This window comes from Thiomicrorhabdus sediminis (assembly GCF_005885815.1).
GTDB lineage: Bacteria > Pseudomonadota > Gammaproteobacteria > Thiomicrospirales > Thiomicrospiraceae > Thiomicrorhabdus > Thiomicrorhabdus sediminis.
In genome coordinates, this window is the sequence record NZ_CP040602.1 from 1,425,142 (window position 1) to 1,449,843 (window position 24,702).

Genomic DNA, 24,702 nt, shown 5'->3' on the forward strand with positions numbered 1-24,702 from the left:
TTAAGCGAGGGTTTGCAGAAACGCTTTGACCTCTTCTGCGGTTCCAACAAAACTCACTTTTCGTTGATGTTTTTGCATCTGATAGTCATACATAGGGTCATAGTATTCTTGTAACAGCGTGGCGATCCAACCCTGATGAGCTTGAACCCCACCTTGCGACAACTGCTCTTTCATGGCACTGTCAAACTGCTCAAGCACTCTTTTTTGACGTTCGCCTCCCAAACGCTTGGCGATACGTGAAAAAGCATTATGCATGAACTCCTGCCAGGATTCGATATCCGGATACTCTTGCTGCGCTTCGATCACATACTCTTGCAAAGTAATATCTATGCGCTCCTCAATCGGTGTATCCAGCACCACCCGCAAATCATTTTTAAGCTCATCAAACAACGGCTTCGGTAAATTCACCGAGCCGATATTACGCCCTTCATCCTCGACCACTAAATAATTAGGCTGCTGTTCCAGCAGCCGCATAAACGCCATGGACAGGTTATTTTCAAAATCGATTTGTGAGGGTTGAGGACTATAGTGTCTGCCAAACGCCGAACCGCGATGATTGGCCAGACCTTCCAGATCGATTTGATTATCCAGCTTGTGCAGCAACTGCGTTTTCCCCGAACCGGTGCGCCCGGCAATAACAACCGAACGTACGCCCTGCTCACCGATCAATCCCGGTAGCTTATCGAGGTAATCGATTAAAAAACGGCGAAACGCTTTATAACCACCTTTTAAACGGACAATATCGGTACCGTGATCAGATAACCACTGCTGGGCAATCTTCGAACGCATACCACCACGAAAGCAGTACAGCATCGCTTGCGGATGCTCGGCGATAAACTGCTGCCAAGCATGGATACGGGGTTCTCTGATGATCTCGTTGACCAGTTGATGACCTAACTTGACTGCAGCTTTATTGCCGCGCACCTTATACTCGATACCGACTTGGCGACGTTCTTCATCATCCATTAAAGGCAGGTTGATACTGCTATCAAAAGCACCTTGCTCAAATTCAACCGGAGCACGCACATCAATCAGCGGTATCTTTTCTATAACGATATGCTTAAAATCATCGCTCAAAGCCAGATTATCATTAAATTCCGTTAACAATGACTGTTTTTGTCGCATGATCATTAGACGACCTCTATCCAATATTCGGGCTGTTGAGTTGTCGCTAACGCTTGGGTTGAACCTATCGCCTGCAATTCAAGCCCTTTGGCAGAACAGAGTGCCAAAAACTCATCCACCGAGTCTTTATCCACCACCGCCAATAGCCCACCCGAGGTTTGCGGATCACATAACAAATGACGTTGGACATCATCAAGCTGCTCGCCGTTTTTGATCTTATGGCCATAGCTGGCATAGTTGCGTTCAGTACCACCCGGCACACAGCCTTGTTGCAAATAGTGCATGACATTTGCCAATTGCGGTACCTTGGCAAATTCGACCTGCGCCTGAATACCACTGCCTTCACAAATCTCGATCAGATGGCCAAGCAGGCCAAACCCGGTGACATCGGTCAAGGCACTGACACCTTCTAACTGGGAAATCTCGCTACCGATCTTATTCAAGGTGGTCATCGCATCAATCGCGTTCTGCAAATCTTGTGGTGCCACTTTTTTCTGTTTTTGCGCGGTGGTCAAAATCCCGATGCCTAACGGCTTGGTCAAAAACAGCAAACTGTCTTCACGCGCCGAGGCATTGCATTTGAGATGTTTGTTGTCGGCTAAACCGGTGACCGCCAAACCGAAAATCGGCTCGGGAGCATCGATGGAATGGCCGCCTGCCAGCGCGATGCCGGCATCCTCACATACCGAACGCCCACCTTCGATTACCTGCTGACCAACTTCAGCCGATAGCTTGTCGATCGGCCAACCGAAAATCGCTATCGCCATCAACGGCTTGCCGCCCATCGCATAGATATCGCTGATGGCATTGGTTGCGGCGATTTTTCCAAATGTAAACGGATCATCGACAATCGGCATAAAAAAATCGGTGGTGCTCAATACAGAAGTGCCATTGCCCAAATCGTAAGCGGCGGCATCGTCTTTGGTGTTATTGCCCACCAATAGATTCGGTTGTGGTGCCAATGTCAATTGTGACTGCAACAGACTATCGAGTAATTGCGGCGAGATTTTGCAACCGCACCCGGCGCCGTGGCTGTATTCGGTCAATTTGACGATTGAAGAGAAATCTTGGCTTTGAGACATTTTGATTATTTATCCGTTTTGCATAGCAAGAATGCTTTGAATATTAATAGGCTGAGGGTAATCGGTGAAATCGGTCTGTTGCTGAGCGACCGCATACATGGACATGCGATCCGCCAATTCATTGCCTTCAACACCGACGTGACCGTTTACATGCAGAATTTGGATATCGCCTTTTAGGGTTTGATACAACTTGAAAATGGCTTGGATCAAATCGAGGTTTTTGATTTCACCACCGGATTTTTTCCAACCGTTTCTTTGCCAGTTTTGCGCCCATTGGGTAATACATTGAATGGCATATTTGGAATCGCAAAAAATAACCACACTCAACTGTAGCGCAAGCAACTCTTGCGCCTTGATCAACGCTTGATGCAAAGCGTTTAATTCAGCCGAATTGTTGGTGCCTTGAGGATTATAAAGCCCGTACCATAGGCTATGAATCTCATCATTTCGATAGATTGCCATGCCCGAACCGGCCTGGCCGGGATTCGGTTCACAAGCGCCATCGGTAAAAATCTTGATATCCGCTTGCAGATTCGAAACCTCGTCCGCGCTATAGGTTTTTATGCCGTTTTTTGCTGGCGCTTTTGTCTTACTGGAGCGCTTAGCAGTACCACTAACACTGCCAGAAAAAGCGGCCTGCGCTTCAGGCAAAGTTTTAAACGATTTGTATTTCGCGCCAGGAAATTTATCCACCTGCGCCAGAGTGCTCGGCCAATCCTGGTAAACACCGGGCTTTCTGCCTTGCCAAACCACATAAAACTTTGTTGCCATTGAGTTACTACCACCACCTTAAATTAGCTGACTATGATACACCGACCGGCCTTTACTTGCACAGGATTAGCCGCAAGCCACATCAGCAAATTATTCGCTTGGCAGTCCACAAAGGTTTTGCAGGCCAACCATGAACGGCGTAGAATGAAATCAGACCCATAAATCAGCCAAAGGAGATCTCCTATGGATGTACCTGCTCACGACTTACCTGCACTATTTGCCCAATTGGGATTGGCTGATAGCGCAGCCGAAATCGAACAATTCATTATGCTGCATTCGCCATTAAAACAGAGCCTGCTACTGCATGAAGCTGAATTTTGGAATCCATCGCAAGCGGCCTTTTTAAAAGAAGCGGTCGAAGAGGATGCGGACTGGGTAGATGCGGTTAATCATCTCGATACACTGCTAAGAGCCCAACCCGACGTTTAAATGAAGCATGGCGAGCAAATTACTCAATTAAATCGCCATAGCCTTTATATTGCTGTTGAAATGCCTGCTTACCGCTCTCAAGGAACTGCTGGTAATCCCAGGCATAATCTTCCAACAGGTCATTGAACTCGGCTTTCCAAATATAGCATTGTGCCTCGACCTGACTGCCATCCGCTAACTCTACCGTCACGGCCTGTCTTTGGTATTGTTCACCCTCAAACCGATCCAAGCGCTGCCAAGCCGTTTCGGTTATACCGCAATACAATACTCCACCGACCTGTTGATCGGGCTCGACAATTAGCGCCGGATAATGCTCATTTTTAATGGCAAAACGTTGATAACCGGTTAAGTTGGCTGGCTGACAATCAAAGCTGGCACCGCTCACCTCAGTCATCACCTCATCACACATTAAACTGCCATAGGTTAATAAACAATTGGTCGTGTTCACTTCGCCCCTCTGATAAACAATGGTTAGATTTCATCATAGCCGAATGCAAAAGAGCCTTAAAGACTTTTCGATTTAAACCAAATAACCAAAGCGATACCACCCAAAACACAAACCGATGCCAGCCAGAAACTCCACGTTAGTGATTCTGATAATAGCAGCCATCCACCTAAGGCGGTGATGACCGGTACACTTAATTGAATGGTCGCGGCATGGCTGGATTTCAACCATGGCAACGCCAGATACCAAACGGCATAGCCCATACCCGAAGCGATCGCACCGGAGGCTATCGCATAGATTACACCTTGAGCATCCCAATTCAGCTGCCCAGCTGTTAGCGATAACAAAACTAACGCAAATGGCACGGCACGTAAAAAATTACCACTCGTTTGTGCTAATGGCGGTACTTTGCTGCGAGCGCCCAATAAAGAATAAACGCCCCACGCCATACCGGCAAACACCATTAATAACGCTGCATGCCAAGGTGGTGATTCAACGCCGGGTAACAATAAAATCAATAGGCCAGCAATCGCTAACAACAAGCCTAACCACTGTAATAAACTAAAACGCTCGCCCTGACTGAATCCATAAGCGATCATCGACAACTGCACCACTCCAAACAGCAATAAAGCCCCGGTAGCAGCGGTGAGCTCGATATAAGCAAACGAAAATGCCGCCGCATAACTAAACAAAGCCAATGCGCCCCACCAGCTACCGTTTGCAAACAGTGCTTTAATACCGTTGTTTTCGTTGTTTCGTGATAGTTGCCAGATCAATAACAATAGCAACATTACCGCACCCGAAAACAAACGAATCATAGTAAAGCTCGCGGCATCAATCGCGGTATTGTCCAAAGCCACACGGCACAATACCGAGTTGGCGGCAAAGGCGAGCATGGCGATAGAAGTAATAAAAATCAGACGAAAACTAGACAATTCACAGCCCTAAATAAGATTAAGTAACTATGCCTACTTTAAAATAAACTAGAGATGAATACATCAGAACAAAACGACTTACTTAGAGAATAATTGCGAAGCCCCTAAAAACTTAGCTACTCCCTCTGTATTTATCTATTGGGCTTACCCTTACTTTGTTGCTTGTCCAACAAACAACGAACTCGGCGAAGAGCCGAGAAAGTAAGCAAAAAAAGACACCCTGCTCCATAAATAGGCAGGTTCTAAACTTATTCACTGAAACGAAGAACTCGGCTGTAGCGAAGCGGAGAGACGAGAAATTCCTGAACTCGCTACGCTCGAACAGCAGGATTTTTTCTACCCTCAAGGGGCACCTAGATCGTTCACTTCGTTAAGAACTCTGCACTATTTATTCCAAAGGGATTTTTGGTGTCAAAGTCACTTTTCTTAAATCCATTAACTTCCTATTTAAATAAAACTTACGGTGAAATGAATTACTTTGTACCAAAATGGCGTGCGCGTAACAGGTCCCTTTTGTAAGCTTTCTTGATTTCACTTAGCGAAGGATGCGGTCAAAAATTTTCGCTGTCCGAACGAAGCTTGCGCAGTGAGTTCGGGAATTTGAGCAGACAAGCTTAGTGAAATAGAAAGTGTCAGCAGGGTGCCCTTTTTGTGGTTACTATTTTTGGGCAAGCAAAAATAGTAACGAGAAGCCTGATAGAACAATCCAAGGATATACGAAAGTTCAAAATGGCTTCTCAACATGAAACACTCATGATTTTCAACTATCTCCATGATCTCCCGCTAGTAGTAAAACGATAAGATAAAGCAATGACTTAACCTTAACCTTACACTTAAACTTAATCACTTTTTTAATATTCATTATTGAGTTAAACCTATAAAAATAAAGTTAACCGAAAGTCTAAATAAATATAAAAAGTGAAAACTCGATTAGAAATAATCGCAAAGCGAAATTGAAATTTAAGATACAAAAAAACCATAAAAGAAAACTTCTATGGGCTTGATTGATAAGCTTTGATTTCAAAGCAGAATATCATCCTTCACCTGTCACAGGATCAATAATAGTCTTAACTTCAAATATCCGTTCTACTGGAAAACCACTTCTTTTTGCGTGCTCATGGATTAACTCTTCATTTTCCGCCAAATAGACACAGAACGTTTTATCATCGGTTGCATAGGAATGCTCCCACTGAATATTTTTTCGCTCCGCTTTCATTTCAGCAAGCACCTTATTCGATTCTGAAGCGGCACCACAAAGCTCCTCGTGGTTCGACGAACCAATTCCGGGAACATTTCTTTCAATAACATATCTTGGCATAATTTCCTCCTTTGGTTGAGTAGGAGTCAAAATACTGCCCTTTTCATTATACGCTTAGCCACTCAAGTGAACTTTTAATCGTTATAGGTATTTTTTCTAGTTGGCTATCCAAAGAAATAATCATTCGATATAAAAAAAGCCCGCAAAAGACTAACTCTTTCAGGCTTTTAAGGACTTAATTAATTTCTAAATTAAGTTTTAGATCGCATCGATAATCGCATTTAAAGTTGCGCTTGGACGCATCACTTTAGCGGCCAGGTCAGCATTAGGCTGATAATAACCACCAATCTCAACCGCACTACCTTGCACTTCGTTAAGTTCGCCAACGATCTTGTCTTCATTGCTGGTCATGGCTTCGGCAACCGGTGTAAAGCGCGCTTTTAGTTCGGCATCCTTGTCTTGTGCCGCCAATTCCTGTGCCCAGTACATCGTCAAATAGAAGTGGCTCCCACGGTTATCTATTTCACCGACTTTACGAGATGGCGATTTATTGTTATCCAATAATTTACCGGTGGCACGATCTAGTGTTTCCGCCAAGACCTGTGCTTTGGCGTTATCGAATGTGGTGGCCAAATGTTCCAGCGATACCGCCAATGCCAGGAACTCACCTAATGAATCCCAACGCAGATAGTTTTCAGATAGCAACTGCTGTACGTGTTTAGGCGCCGAACCGCCGGCACCGGTTTCAAACAAACCACCACCATTCATCAGCGGCACAATCGACAACATCTTCGCTGAAGTACCCAATTCCAAAATCGGGAACAAGTCAGTCAGATAATCACGTAATACATTACCGGTTACCGAAATAACTTCCTTACCGTCTTTAACGTGACGCAAGGTGAAACGTGTCGCCTCTGCCGGCGCCATAATATGGATTTCCAGACCAGACACATCATGGTGAGACAGGTAATCGTTCACCTTATTGATCAACTCATGGTCATGGGCACGTTCGGCATCGAGCCAGAATACGGCCGGAGAACCGGTGGCTCGGGCACGAGTCACCGCCAGTTTGACCCAGTCCTGAATCGGCGCATCTTTGGTCTGACACATACGGAAGATATCACCGGCTTCGACCGGCTGCTCAAGCATGGTTTCCCCTTTGCTGTTAACCGCGCGGATAGTTCCACTCGCTTCGGCTTGGAAAGTTTTATCGTGTGAACCGTACTCTTCGGCTTTTTGCGCCATCAAACCAACGTTTGGCACCGTTCCCATCGTAGTCGGATCGAAGGCACCGTAGTGTTTACAGAAACGGATGGTTTCTTCATAGACGCTGGCATAACAACGATCCGGAATGACCGCCATGGTATCTTGGGTCTTGCCATCCTTATTCCACATCTGGCCGGAGTTACGGATCATTGCCGGCATAGAGGCATCGATAATCACATCCGATGGTACATGCAGGTTGGTGATGCCTTTATCGGAATCGACCATCGCCATGTCCGGACCGTTTGCCATCGCCGCTTGCAGATCGGCCTCAATTTCCGCACGTTTGGCATCATCCAAAGTGGCAATCTTGGCAAACACATCCCCCAAACCGTTGTTGACGTTTACACCAGCCTTCGCCAAAGCGTCGGCATGTTTGGCGAATACCTCTTCAAAAAACACCGCCACCGCTGTACCGAAAATAATCGGATCAGATACTTTCATCATGGTCGCTTTCATGTGCAACGAGAACAACACACCTTGCTCTTTGGCATCGGCGATAGCTTGTTTCAGAAACGCACGCAAAGCCGACTGGCTCATTACCGACGCATCCAATACTTCACCCTGCAATAACGGCGCTGTGGCTTTTAACTCTTTAACCGATCCGTCTTCGGCAACGAATTCGATTTTAAAGGTATCGGCCTCGGCCATAGTCAGAGATTTTTCCGAACCGTAAAAATCACCTTCTGTCATATGAGCAACGTGTGATTTGGACTCTTTTGACCATTCTCCCATTGAGTGCGGGTTTTTCTTTGCGTAGTTTTTTACCGACAAAGGGGCGCGACGGTCAGAATTACCTTCACGTAATACCGGGTTTACCGCTGAGCCCAATACCTTGGCATAAGCGGCTTTAATTGCCTGTTCTTCATCATTAGTCGGGTTGGCCGGATAGTCTGGAACCATATAGCCGTGAGCTTGCAGCTCTTTAATCGCAGCACTCAACTGAGGGATCGAAGCCGAGATATTCGGCAGCTTGATAATATTCGTTTCCGGCATCTTCGCCATTTCACCCAATTCGCTCAAGGCATCGCCAATACGCTGATCTTCTTTTAAATATTGCGGGAAATTGGCAAGAATGCGTCCAGCCAGAGAGATGTCTCGTGTTTCAACGGCAACATCGGCAGCTTTGGTAAAAGCCTGAACCATTGGCAAAAATGAGTAAGTTGCCAACATTGGCGCTTCATCGGTAAGCGTATAGATAATTTTTGAATTTTCTGACATTACAATTTCCCGTATTGTGAAGACTGAATTTGAAAGTGCTAGAATACGCACTCAAAGAATGATTGCTATTTTATCACCAGCATGCAGCGGTACAAAGCCAAAAGCGCTAAATAAAACAAGATAAATGGTGATAACAATCGCTTTGCACAGCGTTCATCGTCAACTTAGAAAATGGTGATTTGCCTTAAGTGTCTGATAGTTCATTCAAAGTTAATTTGCCCCCGGTGTTTTTGGATCCCCTATGTCAAAAGTTTTGCTCTTCAATAAACCTTTCAATGTACTCTGTCAGTTTACCGATGAGGCGCAGTTTAAAAATGAGCGAGAGACTCTCGCCGATTATATCGATCAGCCGGGTTTTTATGCCGCCGGACGTTTAGATCGGGATTCTGAAGGGCTATTGCTATTGACCGATGACGGCAAGCTGCAGCAACAGATCGCCAACCCGAATAACAAACAGGCGAAAACCTATCTGGTTCAGGTTGAGGGCGCGATTGATAAAAAAGCGATTCAACAGCTGAGTAAAGGCGTTGAACTCAAAGACGGTCTTACTCGACCGGCCAAAGCGCGTATCGTCAACGAACCGCGCTGGTTATGGGAGCGCAATCCGCCGATTCGGCAACGTAAAAACATTCCCACCAGTTGGATTGAGCTGACTATCAGCGAAGGTAAAAACCGTCAGGTTCGCCGCATGACAGCAGCGGTCGGCTTTCCCACACTAAGGTTGATCCGTACCCAAATCGGCCCTTGGAAACTCGCCGACCTAGGCTTGGGTGAAAGCCTTCTGCTGGATAATCTGACGTTGTAACCCCCTCTCCCGATGCCTATTTTGCCGAGCATAGTGTTCGTGCGATTTTGCAGAGTCTGGTAGAATAATCACTATCAATTTTTAATAGATTTTTTATCAGCCAATCGGTGCCTTCGGGCTTTAAGCAAAACCGGTTTGCTGCTTTTGAAGTGGAAGTTTATGTCTCAGGATAATTCAAATATCAAAGTCATTGTCGGACTATCCGGCGGCGTCGATTCATCGGTTGCGGCCTTACTGCTTAAACAGCAAGGGTACGATGTAGAAGGCCTGTTTATGAAAAACTGGGAAGGTGACGATACCGAAGACTATTGTCCGGCTGCCGAAGATTTGAAAGATGTGATGGCCGTTGCCGAAAAACTCGATATTGCCGTGCATATCGAAAACTTCTCGCAGCAATATTGGGACAACGTTTTTGAACACTTTTTAGCCGAATACAAAGCCGGTCGCACACCAAACCCGGATATTCTGTGCAACAAAGAAGTCAAATTCAAAGCCTTTCTGCAACATGCCATGGAGCTAGGTGCTGACTATATTGCCACCGGCCATTACACACGAGTGATGCGCGATGAAAACGGTCAATGTCACCTTCTAAAAGGATTGGACGACAATAAAGACCAAAGTTATTTCCTTTACACCTTGCAGCAACATCAGTTACAAAAATCGTTATTCCCTGTCGGCGAGCTGGAAAAACCCGAAGTACGCCGCTTGGCAGAAGAAGCCGGCTTTATCACTCATGATAAGAAAGACAGTACCGGCATTTGCTTTATCGGTGAACGTAAATTCAAGGATTTTTTACAGCAGTTCATTCCGGCTCAGCCCGGTGATATCGTCGACGATAAAGGCGCAGTGATCGGCCGCCATGACGGTTTGATGTACCACACTTTGGGACAGCGCAAAGGTCTGGGAATTGGCGGTGGTCACGGCAAGGATAATTCACCGTGGTATGCGGCAGATAAGGATCTTGTCAATAACCGCTTGGTGGCGGTACAAGGTAAAAACCACCCGCTGCTGCAACACTCTATTCTGATTGCCAATACTCTGGACTGGGTATCGGGTCAGTGCCCGGCTTTGAATACACCTTTGAAAGCAAAAATTCGCTATCGCCAGGAAGAACAACCTTGTCAGATTATCGAAAACGAAAACGGAAAGGTCGTCGTGCAATTTGATGAAGCGCAAACGGCTATAGCACCGGGACAATCGGTGGTCTTTTATGATGGCGAAGATTGCCTCGGCGGCGGCATCATCGAACAGCGCCTACATAATCTTGATGAACGCCTTTAAGGTCTCTTTAAACTAAGATAATTAGCAAATTTTTAGGTTTGAATTTTTATGAGTGAATACAGCCAACAGGATAAAACACTGGCCTTGGTCGGCATCTATCAATGTGCGCAAATGGTTTATGAATTAGCCACCACCGGTCGTACCGATGATTTGAGCTATGCGACCAGCATCAATACTTTATTTGTGGAAAACCCGCAACAGACAATCGATGTCTATGGCGGCGATATTCAAAATCTGCAAATGGGGGTTAATACCCTGCTGTCACAGATGAGTACCGACCAAGCCGTACAGAACCGTAATATCGAAATTACCCGTTATGTACTCAACCTGATGGTGTTGGCGAAAAAAATCAAAGACGATGGTGAAGCCCTCAATCGTATCTTTAATACTCTAGAAACCGCGAAAGCACAAACCGAGCAATTTGGTGAATTCCATGAGAATGTCATTGCCACCATGGCTCGCGCCTATGCCGAAAATATCAGCCCAATGTCACCACGCATTATGGTCAATGGTCAACACGGCCATCTGCAGAACAACCGTGTCGCCAATAAGATTCGCACTCTGTTATTGGCTGGGATTCGCTCCGCATTACTTTGGTATCAGGTCGGCGGCTCGCGCTGGGGATTGCTTTGGGCTCGTAAAAAGTATTTGCAGAGCGCGCAAGCTATGCATCGCCCTGATAATAGTGACGATGACAGCTATTTTAAAAAGCATTAACAAATCAGATCTAATAGAGGATTGATTATTATGATTGAAGTCATTCACCAACCTAGTGATGCCGAGCTACAGCGACAAGGCATCTTCGACTGGCCTATTTGGGAAAAGGAAGTCTCCAAATTCCCATGGACTTATGATGCCAATGAGACTTGCTATATCCTCGAAGGTCACGTGACTGTGACCGCCGACAACGGTGAAAGCGTCGAGATCAAGGCAGGCGACTTGGTCACTTTCCCTAACGGCATGTCATGCACTTGGGATATTCACCAGGCGATCCGCAAACACTACAACTTCTTTTAAACGGCGTTGTTTTTTAAGCGCTCAGCTTTTTGAAGACAATAAAAAAGGCTAGCCGAAAATCTGCGGCTAGCCTTTTTTTTGTTTGCTTTATAAAAGCGTTTATTTAACGGTTTTATAAACCGCTTTTTTGACCACTTCAGAGTTTTCCTTTAGGCTCTTCAAACGCGCGGCCAATTCGGCACCAGCGGTCAATTCCGCAAACGCATCGTTTAACGGTGCTTTCTGTTCATCCGTTAACGCTTCGGTCTTCACTTCGCTAACCTGCATTAAAATGGTATCACCTGTAGCCAGCTTGAAATCTTGCCAGGTTGGCTTGCCATCAACCGGTTTCGGCGCCTTGAAAGCTTCGGAAATCATCTGCGGTAAAAGGTTTTGCGAATTACGGTTCACCCAACCAACTGTGTGCCATTCAACGCCGTCTTTCATAAAGGACTCCGGCTGTTCGCCCGCAGCCAGTTTTTCCATGATCTCAGCACCTAATTTTGACGCTTCTTCGATAGCCGCTTCACGTGTCAGATCATCTTTAATGCTGGCAGACACTTCATCCAACTGCTTCTGACGCTCGGCCTGATGGTTGTTGACACGAATCACCACGGCACGATTATTACCCAAATCGATTGATGTCGAATTCAAACGCGACTTTAACACCTCTTCTGAAAAAGCGGTATTGATCACTTTGGTATTGCTCAAAACATCACCCGCGCCACCCTGGCGACTGAACAGTTCCGAAGTTTCCACTTTCACACCGATGGCATCCGCAGCCGGCTCCAGACTGTCTGATTGCTCATAGGCAACCGTATTCAACTGTTCCAATAGTTCGAAATACTGACGTTCCGCTTCTAATGACTGGTATTGTTCCTTAACATCAGACTTAACCTGCTCATAAGGCTGAGACTGTTTAGCGGTAATGCTTTCCAACTTGATCAGGTGATAACCAAATTCGGTGCGTACCGGTTCGCTGATATCGCCAACCTTCATTGAGAAAACGGCTTCATCAAATTCAGGCACCATCATTCCCTGTTCGAAAGTCCCCAAATCACCACCGGCCGGTGCCGAACCTGGATCCTTAGAATAGGTCTTGGCGAGCTCTTCGAACTTTTCACCTTGAGCCAATTTTGCCTGAACTTCTTCTACGATTTGCATTGCCGCCGCATCGGCTGCATCGGTATTGGCATCAACGGTAATCAAGATGTGTTTGGCCTGACGCTTTTCCGGTAAAGTAAACTGCGCCTTGTGCTCTTCATAGAAACCTTTTAGTACTTCTTCATTGGTTTCGATGTTTTGCGCCAATTTTTTCTGCGACAATTCGATATAGTCGATCGACACCTTTTCCGGTTCGATATAACTTTGTGTATTTGCCTGATAGTAATCTGCAACCTGCTGATCACTCACGGTTACTGTTTTTAGGAAAGGACGCTGATCAACACGCAGGTAATTGATATTACGCTGCTGCCCCTGAAGAGCGGCTAGCTGATCGACTTCGGTCGAAGTCGCGAAAGATGATGCCAGTGTCAAATTACGATATTGCGATTCCGATAGGAATTTACGCTGTTCCATTTCAAAACGTGCGATGTTGTAGCCGTTTCTTAACAGCACTTCTTCATATAGCTTTTGTGAGAACTGACCTTTGTCCTGAAACACATCGGCGGCATGGATCGCGGCAGCCAACTGTTCATCACTGATTACCATACCGTTATCAGCCGCCCATTGACGAATCTCTTCAGCTTCGATTAACGCATCCAACACCTGATCTCGTAATTCCTCATCTTTCACCACCTGATCATAGAGATCGCCAAACTGCTGCTGAAGACGCTGTTGTTGTCGGTTGTATAGATTAACGAACTGAGTTGCAGAGATATCTTCACCATTAACTTCGGCAACTACCACCGCTTTATCACCACGAGCATATTGGTCGATACCAAATAGCGCAAAAGTAAGAACGATTAATCCGACAATCACCCAAGCAATCCAGCCTTGAGCCTGATCACGAATAGCTTGTAACATGAGGTTTCCTTTGTTTCCAGATAGCTATAAAAAATAGATTCCTATAATACCAAGCAATGCCTTGTGTTTCAGCTCTTTTGCGCAATATTTTGTAGAGAGTAAAACTCTTGTCAGAATTCATTGCATTGACTGTCTGGACAATTCTTTTTTGTTCATAATCATCCATTGCAAACGTCTATTGTTAATTGCACCCAATTCTGCATAGAATAGAGGTCTGGTCAAAATACTTAGTAAGCTTGTCACTATGTCAAAACCCGCCTGTAAAAAACTGCTTTATGTTGATGACGCCCGTTATATGCATCGCGTGCTCAAGCTTTCTCTGCCTGAAAACTATGCCATTGAATGCGTCGATAATGGCCTGTCCGCTCTGGAGATTATGCAACAACAGCGGTTCGACATTATTATCAGTGACATCAATATGCCCAATATGACTGGCTTGGAACTGCTCTCCAAGATTCGTCAACTGCCCAATTATAAAAAAACGCCGGTGTTATTGATGAGTGCCGAAGAAAACCCGGATTACCGTCAGCAAGGTAAAAAACTGGGCGCTGATGGATTCATTATCAAGCCTTTTAAGCCCGATCTCATCGAGCAATGCCTGACTACACTGCTTAACAAAAACAGCGATGCTTAAAAAACAAAAAAACCCTCGTTTAAGAGGGCTTTTTAAATGGTCAATCAAGCGCTTAGATTAAGCAAATGGGTCATTGATCACCAATGTTTCTGCACGATCCGGACCGGTCGATAAAATAGAAACCGGAACACCAACCTGCTCTTCCAAGAACTTGATATAGTCCTTGGCCTGCTGCGGCAACGCCTCCCATGATTCAATACCTACGGTTGATGTCTGCCAACCAGGCATGGTCACATAGTTTGGTTCACAGCTTTCGTATTCATCTGCACTTGATGGTGGTAGCAACAAGGTTTGACCGTCTTTATTGTAAGACACGCAAATCTTAACTTCAGCCAACTCGTCCATAACATCAAGCTTAGTCAGACACATACCGGTCAAGCCGTTGATCTGTGCCGAACGGCGTAAAGCCACCGCATCAAACCAACCACAACGACGCTGACGACCGGTTGTGGCACCGAATTCATGACCACGTGTACCCAGCTCTTTACCAATCGCATCCCCTTCATCAGCATCGCAGTCATAACAAAGCTCAGTCGGGAAAGGGCCACCGCCAACGCGTGTCGCATAGGCTTTGGTAATCCCTAACACATAATCGATATCGGTTGGCCCGATACCTGCACCAGGCCCCGCACCACCGGCAGTCGTATTCGACGATGTTACATAAGGGTAAGTCCCCTGATCGATATCCAACAGAGTCCCTTGCGCGCCTTCGAACATCAGGCTCTTGCCGTCGTTATTGAATTCGGCAATCAAGTTCGGAATGTCAGCCAACATCGGCACGATCATTTTCGCGTAACGCTGACACTTGTCCCAAAGCTGATCGAAGTCCACCGGCTTAACCTGATAGAAGTTTTCCAACATATAGTTGTGATATGTGAGGATTTCAGCCAATTTTTCCTTGAACTGATCCATATCCTTAAAGTCACCGGCACGTAAGCCGCGGCGCGCAACCTTATCTTCATAAGCCGGTCCGATACCGCGACCTGTCGTTCCGATCGCTTTATTGCCGCGAGCAATTTCACGGGCCTGATCCAAAGCCACGTGATAATCCAAAATCAATGGACACGCATCGCTGATTTTCAGACGGCTCTGAACCTGTAAGCCGGTTGCTTCCAACTGACCGACTTCCTTTTCTAAAGCGTCTGGTGCTAACACCACACCATTACCGATAAAACACTGAACATCTTCACGCAAAATGCCTGATGGAATTAGGTGTAATACCGTTTTTTGACCGTCGATAACCAGGGTATGACCAGCATTGTGACCACCTTGGAAGCGTACCACTGCGGCTACGCGATCCGTCAGCAAGTCAACAATCTTGCCTTTACCTTCATCACCCCACTGGGTACCAACGACTACAATATTTCGTTTTGACATAAAATACTTCTTAACAAATCACTAAATTAATTTGAGATACCTGAAACTCAGGCCTTCTTCAAAATCCATTGGTTATTTTCTTCAACCAAAACTTGGCTACCAGAAGGCAGGCTTGGCAGGTCAAAAGATTTTACGACTCTGTATCCTTGCGACTTATAGTGCGCAATCGCTTTGCTCAATTCGGCATTCGCTTGCGCCGGCGCATGGATAGTACCTTGAATATTCAACGGCACTTCAGGCAATAGATCCAAAGCGGAACGCAGATCCAAACTGAAACCGGTGGCAGGTAGTGCTAAACCGAACACTTCACCGATATTGTCATAACGTCCACCCATTGCCATCGGCTGTAAAGTCCCACCGCTATAAGCGGCAAAAATCACCCCCGTGTGGTACTGATAACCGCGCATATCGGCAATATCCAAATGTACCGCCACACCCTGGTTAACTTCCACTGCCGCGACAATTGAGGCCAAATCAGCCAATGCCGCATCGACCGCATCACTGGTACCGGTTAATAAGCTAGCGGCTTGTGTCAACACGGCTTGCGCATCACCACATAGATGAATCAATGCATTGAACTTTTCCTGTAAAGCGGCAGCTAAATTCATTTCGGCGACAAAAGCCTCGTACTCAGGAATCGCTTTACGCTCAAGAATATCAATCAAGGCTGCACGCTTGGCACCGGTTACACCGGCTTGATCTAATAGCTCGGTGACGATACGGATATGACCCAAGCTCATTTTGATATCAGGAAGAGCCAGAGTCTGCATGCTTTCCAGCATCAACTCGATAATTTCAATATCGCTTTCCACACCGTTATGACCAAACAGCTCGGCACCGACTTGAATCGGGCTACGCGAACCTTTCGCCTTATTATTGCGTGTCTTTAATACTTCACCGACATAACACAGGCGAGAGATACCTTCCGCTTTTAAACGGTTGCTGACAATACGCGCAACCTGAGGCGTCATATCAGAACGAACCCCCATCATACGTCCACTTTCCTGGTCGGTAAAACGACAAGTTTCCACGGCCATATGCCCAGCAGTACCGGTCAATAATGAGTCAGTGAATTCAGCGATTGGCGGTAAAACCAAATCAAAACCGGACAATTCAAAACCATCGATTAATTTACGACGATAAAGTTCCAATTTCTGGGCTTGTGGAGGAAGGAGGTCTTCTAAACCTTCGGGCGTAAACCACGTAGATTGTTGCATGTTAAAAGCTTCTTTTTGTTTATTGATATCAGTTGGACTCGTTATTATAAATCAACTTGCCGCTATTCACTAAAAAATAGCAGCAGAGCCAGACCAATCACAATGGAAATCAATCCCATTTTACGTAACTCGCGCTCCGACAGTAGAATGGCTTGCGCCATAATCTTGCGCCAAAGATCGGGAAACGCAAAGGGCAGCAACCCTTCGAGGATAAAAACCAGCGCGATGGCTGCGATCAAAGTTGATTCAAACATAGGCCACAAAAAAGGTGGGATGCCCCACCTTGATTAATTTAATTAAGTTAACGACTTATTTTGTCGAATCGTTGAAGTAGTGGAAGAAGTCAGACTTAGGATCCACCAATAAAACATCCGACTTATCTTTGAAGGCTGTCTGATAAGCGTTGATACTATGATAGAAACCATAGAACTCGGCATCTTTGTTATAAGCCTTAGCGTAGATATCAGCCGCTTGGGCATCACCTTTACCGCGCAAGATCTCAGCTTCGGAATAAGCCTCTGCCAAAATTACCACACGCTGACGGTCGGCATCGGCGCGAATCTTCTCAGCAGCCTCTGAACCTTTTGAACGCAAGTCCTTGGCAACACGATTACGCTCGGCTTCCATTCGACGATAAACCGATTCACTAACATCTTTGGCTAGATCGATACGCTTGATACGAACGTCTTCGATTTCAATACCGAAAGAATCCGCCGCTTTAGCGGTTGTGTTTTTGATTTTCTGTGCAATCTCAACACGCTCACCGGAAATAACTTCCTTAACGGTACGGTTACCGAATTCCGCACGCAGACCATCTTTAACAATCTGACCTAAACGCATACCCGCTAAACGATTATCCCCGTTCATAGTGGTATAGAACTTTTCAACATCCTTAATACGCCATTTAACAAACGAATCCACCTCAAGGTTTTTCTTTTCACTGGTCAAGAAACGCTCTGCCGCGGAATCCAATGTTTGTAGACGTGAATCGAATTTGCGTACATTGTTAATAAACGGTGTTTTAAAGTGAAGACCCGGTTCAACATCCGCCTTGACGATTTCACCAAGACGTAAAACCACACCGGTTTCCCACTGGTTCACCGTATAAACTGAGCTACTACCGATAAATAAAACGGCCGCCACAAAAATGGAAAGTAATGATTTCATTAACGTAGCTCCCTATTTCTTAAGTATTCACGAATATTCGGACGACTATTGCTTGAGCTATTGGTTGTCGAACTGTTGCTGGTTCCTGTTGCAGGATTTGACTGAGTATTGGCTTCAACCTTAAAAGGGACACTCACCTGGTTTTGATTAACCATTTTGTCCAATGGCAAATAAAGCAGGTTATTGCTGCTGTCAGAGCCGACAAATACTTTACTGGTCTTACCTAGCACTTCAGATACCGCATCGATATACAGACGTTTACGAGTTACTTCCGGTGCCTTTTGGTATTCCACCAAAATACTGCTGAAACGCGCCGCTTCGCCTCGCGCCTGAGCAATCACACGATCGTGATAAGCGCTGGCTTCTTCCAATTCACGGGCCGCTTTACCACGTGCCTTAGGCAAAATGTCATTCGCATAGGCTTCCGCTTCGTTAATCAAACGCTCGCGATCCTCACGCGCCTTAACGACATCAGCAAATGCAGACTGAACCTGTTCTGGTGGCTGAGCATCCTGCAAGTTCACACTGGTGATCATTAAACCGGTGCTGTAGGTATTTAGACGTTCTTGCGACAGCTCCTGAACACGAGCCACGACTTCGTTACGACCTTCGGTCAAGACAAAGTCCATCGTGCTCTGCCCAACCACTTCACGCAACGCACTTTCCACCACGGAACGCAATGTCTGATCTGGATCGGAAACATCGAACAGGTATTGGTTGGCACTCTCGATTTGATATTGCACCGCGATTTTCAAATCAACGATATTTTCGTCTTTGGTCAACATCAAAGATTCATTCGGCACATTACCAGCACGGTTACGCGTATCAGAACGGTAACCAATCTCCGCGGTACGGATCTGGTCTACGTTAACAACACGTACGGTTTCGATCGGGTAAGGCAAGTGCCAGTGCGGTCCGGCTTTGGTCTCTTCGACAAAAGCACCAAAGCGGGTAACAACACCACGCTCGGCAGGGTCGACGATATAGATACCGGAAAGCATCCAGACAACAAAAATGACTGCAAAAATTACCGTACCACCGATACCACCTAATCCGCCACCACTGTTATTACCGAACTTGCTGCCAGCACCACCTAAGATGCTTTGCGCTTTTTTCAGTAACTCATCAATATCGTCATTATTGGATTTTTTTGGTGGTTTAGGGTCATTACCATTACCACCGGAACCGCCACCTGAGTTACCCCAAGGATCTTGTCCCGACTTACCTGGTTCATTCCAAGCCATTAATCTTTACTCCATTGCTTTCACATTGGTTAGGATTAGAACATTTATTGATGCAATATTCTAATATTGAAAATCTTTCGCTTATTTTAGAGTTTAAAGAGGCAAAAGTCACCTATTAAACGGCTTTATAGCTCTGCTAATGCGTATTATGACCAACAAAGCCTTGCCCTATCAGGGATTGATGAGCTTTGCTCGATAAATAACCATTATTTTTAATTCTTTACAGAGCGCCATTAAGACTTGATAACCTTTATTTTAGTGGGCTAAATCAGCTTCAATCAACTGTGTTGAAAGCAGCTGCGGCCAATCGCGGATACTCTCCCACTCCTGATCACTCAAAATCATGGTAAAACAACTATTGCCTTGTTCATCAAAACCTTCTTCAACGATTGTGCCCAACTCATAAAGCTGAGCGCGCTGTTTTCCGGCGGCAACATCAAGCACCAACTTAACCTTAATAAACTGGCCTTTGAAAAAAGACCCGACCGCTTCCATCAACAGATCGACACCCAAACCTTGCTGAGCCGAAAGCCAAACCCGCTGAGCAACACCGTTTTCATCATAATCGATCTTTGGATCTACTGCCGGTTCAAGCAGATCGATTTTATTAAACACCACCAACTGCGGAACATCGGTGGCCCCGACCTCATCGATAACCTCATAAACGTCCGCCATTTTTTCATCGCGATGCACATCGGCCGCATCGACCAAATGGATCAATAGACTTGCTTCACTGGTTTCTTCCAAGGTAGAACGAAATGCGGTCACCAAATCATGCGGGATATGGCGGATAAAACCGACCGTATCGGCAAAAATAACAGGCCCTGCACCCGGCAAATGAACACGACGCAAGGTCGAATCAAGCGTCGCAAAAAGACGGTCTTCGGCGTAGACTCCGGCCGAAGTCATAAAATTAAACAGAGTTGATTTGCCGGCATTGGTGTAGCCCACAATGGTAATGGTCGGCAGCTCTGAGCGTTTCCGCGAACGCCTACCCAAATCACGCTGTTTTCTAACGCGCTCGATTTTGGCTTCAAGCTGTTTGATACGGCCTTGTACCAAACGACGGTCGGTTTCCAACTGGGTTTCACCCGGACCGCGCGCACCGATACCACCTTGCCTATCCAAATGGCTCCAACCTTTTACCAGTCGTGTCGCCATACGCTTTAACTGTGCCAGCTCAACCTGCAACTTCCCTTCATGGGAACGCGCACGCTGGGCGAAGATATCCAGAATCAGACCGACACGGTCTAGAACCTGACACTCCACCAGTTGAGACAAATTGCGTTCCTGCGCGGGAGACAGGGCATGATTAACAATAACGACATCGGCTTCATAAAGCGCTACGGCCTGTTTAACTTCTTCGGCCTTACCTTTACCGATAAAATATTTGGAGTCGGCAGTTTGCCGTTTTGTGGTGAGAAGAGTGCAGATTTCCGCACCGGCAGAATCAACCAGTTCATAAAACTCATCGAGTTCTTCACGGTCAGATTCATTATGAAAATCAACATGAACCAGAACAGCACGCTCCAGCTCACGCCGTTCAAGGCGATCAAATAATTCCATTTGGGTTTTCTAACACCATCCTATAGTCAAACTGGCGCGCACTTTAACAAATTTATAAGCGAAGTGAAATCAACCCAAGGAATTATTATTGCTTTAGTTGTCATCAAACAGAGAATTCAACGACAAAACAAAACTTTTATAATTGTTTTCGGAATCAATATGATTCGAAAGCCTATTGCAATTATGCTTCGGCTTCAGCGGAATCATCTCCGCCAGTTTCATAAGGTTTTGGATCACGCATCGGAACAATAGTTGAAATAGCGTGCTTATAAACCATCTGCGTTACATTGCTGCGCAACAAGACAACGAACTGGTCAAAAGAGTCGACTTTACCCTGTAGCTTCACACCATTAACCAAATAAATCGAAACACTGATGCGTTCTTTACGCAACGCGTTCAAATATGGGTCCTGAATCGGCAGTGCTTTAGCCACTTTTTTATTCTCCATGATCATTCCTATTTTTTGTCATTTTATTTTATATTTATCAGCCATTGCTCTCCCCTAGCAGACAACAACTGAACTTGACCGATAACCCCTCTTACCGGCTTTGCCAAATCAATATAGCACCACTGTAACAAGCCGTTAAATCAGGCTTTAACTAATACCATTATGAATTGAGCAACTATTAAGCGAAGAGCATACCACAGTAAGCATTTTTTGTTTTATCAATTAGTTTTATTTACAAATAAGCAAAACCTTATAAACACTTAGTTACCATTAAACACATCTTGCCGCCCAACCTCTTGGCTACTTAATCCGTTACCCTGGTTACTCGCCAATAGACCGCTCTAACAACGCCATGGTTTTCTCGACACGCTGTTCGGGCGTGGTTTGGTACGGATCGATTTGCAACATACCGCTTTCTTTACGCAACCAAGTCAACTGGCGTTTGGCCAGCTGCCGTGTTGCCACCACTCCTTTATGAATAAAGGTTTCATAATCGTACTCGGCCTCTATAAAAGACCAGGCTTGACGATAACCGACACTGCGAATCGAAGTCATATCCGCATTCAGGTCACCGCGTTCATAAAGCGCTTTGACTTCTTGCAAAAAACCGTTTTCCAACATCGCCAGAAAACGCTTCTCAATCTGCTTATGCAGATTAGCGCGATCCTCTGGAATCAATGCCACTTTCAACAAGGTAAAATCCGGCAAACCTTTTTTCGGCTGCCGGCGAAATTCGGTTAAGGATTTGCCGGTAACCTCATACACTTCTATGGCACGAATCAAACGTTGCGGGTCATTAGGGTGAATGCGTTCAGCCGATTCGGGATCAACCTGCTGCAGACGTTGGTGCAGACTTTGCGGGTTTTCTTGCCACTGCCGCTGCAACCCTTCGCGCACCGATTCATCCGCTGAAGGTAAGTCCGACATACCCTGCTGCAACGCATTGAAATACATCATGGTTCCGCCAACCAATAACGGCAGACGATTACGCTGATAGATTTCGTCCACTAAGCGTTTCACATCATCGACAAATTCAGATGCCGAATAGGACTCACTGGCATCATGCGTGTTTATCAAATGATGCGGTACCGCCACCAACTCAGCCGCACTCGGCTTAGCGGTTCCTATATCCATCTGACGATAAATCAGTGCCGAATCAACACTAATGATTTCAACCGGCAACTGTTTCGCCAGCAACATCGCTAGCTGGGTCTTACCCGAGGCGGTCGGGCCCATAATGGCAAGACATTTTCGTTGAGCAATCAATTGCTCGAGCAACTCATTCATAATAACTCTATCTATCAATTAAGATACCGCAAAGAACCGGATTCGCTTTACTGACCACGCATAAACAGGCTGTCCAGCTGATCCATGGATAACTGCACCCACGTAGGCCGACCGTGGTTACACTGGTCGGAGCGCTCGGTCATTTCCATCTCGCGTAACAAAGCGTTCATTTCCGGCAGTGTCAACTGACGATTGGCACGTACCGAACCGTGACAAGCCATGGTCGACAAGATGTGATTGATTTTCTCTTCGATGCGATCGCTTTCGCCGACAACAGCCAGATCGGCCAATACATCTTCTAACAGACCGACAATATTGCTTTTTGCCAACAAGGCCGGTACCGCCGTGACCTTGAGGTTTTCCGGCCCCAACGCTTCAAGGGTAAACCCTAAGCGCTCAAACCAATCGGCAAACTCCTGCCAGACTGACATTTGCGATGTTTCCAAGGCTACCGACATAGGCACTAAGAGCGGTTGTGAAATCAAACGGTCTTGCTGCCATTGCTTTTTAAAGCGCTCATAGACAATTCGTTCATGCGCTGCATGCATGTCGACCAACACCATACCGTGGGTACTTTCGGCGAGAATAAAGACCCCATGAAGCTGCGCCTTGGCAAAACCTAAACGTGGCATTTGTGCAGAGGCACTGTCTGCGTCGCCAGCAAAGCCTTGTGACTCGCTCAGTGTCGCACCTGCCTGCTGATTCTTATAATCGGCAATCGCATTAGCCAGATTGGCATTATAGGCTGGCGCAGCGTCCTCAACTCGCGATTGCATATTCGCCGTTGGCGATTGAAACTGCATTGACTCCTGAATGGAAGGTGAAGCATTTGTATTATTAACAACAGCCTGCCCCCAACTGGCATTACCCGCAACCGTCGATTTAGAACCCGCTGCCATAACCTGATCTAAAGAAGCGCCACTACCGGCTTGTGCGACCAACGGTTTGGCGACCGCTTCACGCACACTGCGACGCAAAAAATCATAAACCCAACGTCCGTTGGCAAAACGCACTTCATATTTGGCCGGGTGGACATTGACATCAACCAGCTCGTGCGGGATTTCAATAAACACCAAATAAGCAGGGTGCCGGCCATGATAAAGCACATCCGCATAGGCCTGTTTCAAAGCGAAAGAAAGCAAGCGATCACGAACGATTCGACCATTGACGAAAACATACTGCATATCGGTCTGACTGCGATTAAAGGTCGGTTGACCGACCCACCCGCTGACCTTGATATCTTGCGCGGCAAAGTCAATGCGCAGCGACTGGTCGACAAAACCGGCTCCCATCAACTGGCTTAAACGTTTTTTCAAACTGACCTCATCGGTTACCGCAAAGACCTGACGCACCACCTTATTGTTGTGAACCAGCTTAAAACCGACTTCTGGACGACTTAACATGACCCGCTTGACCAACTGTTCAATATGGGAAAATTCAGTGCGTGCGGAACGTAAGAACTTCTTTCTTGCCGGCGTGTTGAAAAATAGATCGGTAACATGCACCGCGGTACCCGGGTTTGCCGCCTTAGGCTGGGGTTCGGTCCAACGTCCGTCACCTTCGGCGGCAAGCCCCCAACCGGCCGACTCGTCTTGGGCACGACTCACGATTTCAAAACGTGAGACCGAACTGATACTGGCCAAAGCTTCACCGCGAAAACCCAAGGTTGCCACGGCCGCCAAATCGGCGCCGGTTTTGATTTTACTGGTCGCATGTCGACTCACTGCCAACAACAATTCGTGCTGCGGAATCCCGCTGCCGTTATCGATGACACTAATCTTTTTTTCACCCCCCTCATCAATCAGAATATCGACTTGCGTCGCCCCTGAATCGAGTGCATTCTCCAGTAATTCCTTGACTACTGAAGCGGGCCTTTCCACCACCTCACCGGCAGCGATTTGGTCAGCGAGATAACCGGGAAGCTGTTCTATGACTTGTCTCATTAAGAGGCAAAACCTTTTTGATTTGAAAACGAATTAAACACTAACTCACTTAGTGTGATTTTGTAGATATTGAGATTATAACAAGGCAGTTTTTTTTCGCGATGCATTCTCAATAGAAAATAGCAAATATTACGTCCTGTGCCCTTAAGCTATCCTTGATAACCCCCCTAATTCTTATAGGAA

General features: G+C 46.2%; 23 protein-coding genes. 6 read left to right on the forward strand and 17 right to left on the reverse strand.

All coding sequences use genetic code 11. The annotated features are described in order from the left end of the window. The 3 genes from mnmH to FE785_RS06495 are packed head-to-tail and all read right to left on the reverse strand — an operon-like array spanning position 1 to position 2,978. On the reverse strand, positions 1 to 1,131 hold the full coding sequence (gene mnmH, locus FE785_RS06485; RefSeq protein ID WP_238696227.1) for a tRNA 2-selenouridine(34) synthase MnmH: 1,131 nt from the start codon (positions 1,129 to 1,131) through the stop codon (positions 1 to 3). Then, the gene (gene selD, locus FE785_RS06490; protein WP_138564975.1) at positions 1,131 to 2,207 is read right to left on the reverse strand and encodes a selenide, water dikinase SelD; all 1,077 of its coding nucleotides are present in this window, start codon (positions 2,205 to 2,207) and stop codon (positions 1,131 to 1,133) included. Before selD ends, mnmH begins: the two co-directional genes overlap by 1 nt. Positions 2,208 to 2,216: 9 nt before the next feature. Beyond that, entirely contained in the window at positions 2,217 to 2,978 is a 762-nt protein-coding gene (locus tag FE785_RS06495) for a ribonuclease H1 domain-containing protein (RefSeq protein WP_138564976.1), read from the reverse strand. Positions 2,979 to 3,161: 183 nt separating this feature from the next. On the opposite strand from FE785_RS06495, the gene FE785_RS06500 reads away from it, so the two are divergent. After that, positions 3,162 to 3,407, forward strand: coding sequence for a DUF2789 family protein (locus tag FE785_RS06500; protein WP_138564977.1), 246 nt, complete (start codon positions 3,162 to 3,164; stop codon positions 3,405 to 3,407). Between the two features lie 19 nt (positions 3,408 to 3,426). Here the strand turns inward: FE785_RS06500 and FE785_RS06505 are convergent, their stop codons facing one another. The 4 genes from FE785_RS06505 to FE785_RS06520 all read right to left on the reverse strand — a co-directional run bounded on the left by FE785_RS06505 (position 3,427) and on the right by FE785_RS06520 (position 8,529). Then, on the reverse strand, positions 3,427 to 3,855 hold the full coding sequence (locus FE785_RS06505) for a gamma-glutamylcyclotransferase family protein (RefSeq protein ID WP_138564978.1): 429 nt from the start codon (positions 3,853 to 3,855) through the stop codon (positions 3,427 to 3,429). A 56-nt stretch (positions 3,856 to 3,911) separates the two neighbouring features. Continuing rightward, positions 3,912 to 4,787 carry a DMT family transporter gene (locus tag FE785_RS06510; RefSeq protein WP_138564979.1) on the reverse strand — a complete coding sequence of 292 codons (876 nt, stop codon included), beginning with the start codon at positions 4,785 to 4,787 and terminating at the stop codon, positions 3,912 to 3,914. A gap of 1,033 nt (positions 4,788 to 5,820) precedes the next feature. Next, on the reverse strand, positions 5,821 to 6,105 hold the full coding sequence (locus FE785_RS06515; protein WP_138564980.1) for a DUF4242 domain-containing protein: 285 nt from the start codon (positions 6,103 to 6,105) through the stop codon (positions 5,821 to 5,823). Between the two features lie 198 nt (positions 6,106 to 6,303). Beyond that, on the reverse strand, positions 6,304 to 8,529 hold the full coding sequence (locus FE785_RS06520) for an NADP-dependent isocitrate dehydrogenase (RefSeq protein WP_138564981.1): 2,226 nt from the start codon (positions 8,527 to 8,529) through the stop codon (positions 6,304 to 6,306). 241 nt (positions 8,530 to 8,770) lie between these two features. Here FE785_RS06520 and FE785_RS06525 point away from each other — a divergent pair, with 241 nt between their 5' ends. The 4 genes from FE785_RS06525 to FE785_RS06540 all read left to right on the forward strand — a co-directional run bounded on the left by FE785_RS06525 (position 8,771) and on the right by FE785_RS06540 (position 11,632). Continuing rightward, positions 8,771 to 9,334: an rRNA large subunit pseudouridine synthase E gene (locus FE785_RS06525; protein WP_138564982.1), complete on the forward strand. Its 564-nt coding sequence runs from the start codon at positions 8,771 to 8,773 to the stop codon at positions 9,332 to 9,334. A 159-nt stretch (positions 9,335 to 9,493) separates the two neighbouring features. Next, positions 9,494 to 10,615, forward strand: a complete 1,122-nt coding sequence (gene mnmA / locus FE785_RS06530; protein ID WP_138564983.1) for a tRNA 2-thiouridine(34) synthase MnmA — start codon at positions 9,494 to 9,496, stop codon at positions 10,613 to 10,615. A gap of 48 nt (positions 10,616 to 10,663) precedes the next feature. After that, on the forward strand, positions 10,664 to 11,332 hold the full coding sequence (gene hflD / locus FE785_RS06535; RefSeq protein WP_138564984.1) for a high frequency lysogenization protein HflD: 669 nt from the start codon (positions 10,664 to 10,666) through the stop codon (positions 11,330 to 11,332). A gap of 30 nt (positions 11,333 to 11,362) precedes the next feature. Beyond that, positions 11,363 to 11,632: a cupin domain-containing protein gene (locus FE785_RS06540; RefSeq protein WP_202978287.1), complete on the forward strand. Its 270-nt coding sequence runs from the start codon at positions 11,363 to 11,365 to the stop codon at positions 11,630 to 11,632. Between the two features lie 99 nt (positions 11,633 to 11,731). Here FE785_RS06540 and FE785_RS06545 read toward each other — a convergent pair whose 3' ends face one another. Continuing rightward, positions 11,732 to 13,636: a SurA N-terminal domain-containing protein gene (locus FE785_RS06545; protein WP_138564985.1), complete on the reverse strand. Its 1,905-nt coding sequence runs from the start codon at positions 13,634 to 13,636 to the stop codon at positions 11,732 to 11,734. 244 nt (positions 13,637 to 13,880) lie between these two features. Between FE785_RS06545 and FE785_RS06550 the strand changes: the two genes are divergently transcribed. After that, positions 13,881 to 14,270: a response regulator gene (locus tag FE785_RS06550; protein WP_138564986.1), complete on the forward strand. Its 390-nt coding sequence runs from the start codon at positions 13,881 to 13,883 to the stop codon at positions 14,268 to 14,270. 57 nt (positions 14,271 to 14,327) lie between these two features. On the opposite strand, the gene FE785_RS06555 is transcribed toward FE785_RS06550, so the two are convergent. From FE785_RS06555 to mutL, 9 genes are all read right to left on the reverse strand, one after another. After that, positions 14,328 to 15,647, reverse strand: coding sequence for an adenylosuccinate synthase (locus tag FE785_RS06555; protein WP_138564987.1), 1,320 nt, complete (start codon positions 15,645 to 15,647; stop codon positions 14,328 to 14,330). A 47-nt stretch (positions 15,648 to 15,694) separates the two neighbouring features. Then, positions 15,695 to 16,864 (reverse strand): ATP phosphoribosyltransferase regulatory subunit, encoded by a 1,170-nt coding sequence (locus FE785_RS06560; protein ID WP_138564988.1) that lies wholly within the window; start codon positions 16,862 to 16,864, stop codon positions 15,695 to 15,697. A gap of 62 nt (positions 16,865 to 16,926) precedes the next feature. Beyond that, a complete protein-coding gene (locus FE785_RS06565) occupies positions 16,927 to 17,118 on the reverse strand; it encodes a DUF2065 domain-containing protein (protein WP_138564989.1) in 192 nt (63 codons plus the stop codon). Between the two features lie 55 nt (positions 17,119 to 17,173). Beyond that, complete coding sequence (gene hflC, locus FE785_RS06570; RefSeq protein ID WP_138564990.1) at positions 17,174 to 18,031, reverse strand: protease modulator HflC; 858 nt, start codon at positions 18,029 to 18,031, stop codon at positions 17,174 to 17,176. After that, positions 18,031 to 19,275 (reverse strand): FtsH protease activity modulator HflK, encoded by a 1,245-nt coding sequence (gene hflK / locus FE785_RS06575; protein ID WP_138564991.1) that lies wholly within the window; start codon positions 19,273 to 19,275, stop codon positions 18,031 to 18,033. The genes hflC and hflK overlap by 1 nt, the downstream gene beginning before the upstream one ends. Before the next feature lie 255 nt (positions 19,276 to 19,530). Continuing rightward, entirely contained in the window at positions 19,531 to 20,841 is a 1,311-nt protein-coding gene (gene hflX / locus FE785_RS06580) for a ribosome rescue GTPase HflX (RefSeq protein WP_138564992.1), read from the reverse strand. A gap of 181 nt (positions 20,842 to 21,022) precedes the next feature. Then, complete coding sequence (gene hfq / locus FE785_RS06585) at positions 21,023 to 21,289, reverse strand: RNA chaperone Hfq (protein ID WP_238696228.1); 267 nt, start codon at positions 21,287 to 21,289, stop codon at positions 21,023 to 21,025. 321 nt (positions 21,290 to 21,610) lie between these two features. Beyond that, positions 21,611 to 22,576: a tRNA (adenosine(37)-N6)-dimethylallyltransferase MiaA gene (gene miaA, locus FE785_RS06590; protein WP_138564993.1), complete on the reverse strand. Its 966-nt coding sequence runs from the start codon at positions 22,574 to 22,576 to the stop codon at positions 21,611 to 21,613. A gap of 47 nt (positions 22,577 to 22,623) precedes the next feature. Then, positions 22,624 to 24,519, reverse strand: a complete 1,896-nt coding sequence (gene mutL, locus FE785_RS06595) for a DNA mismatch repair endonuclease MutL (protein ID WP_138564994.1) — start codon at positions 24,517 to 24,519, stop codon at positions 22,624 to 22,626. Positions 24,520 to 24,702 lie beyond the last annotated feature (183 nt).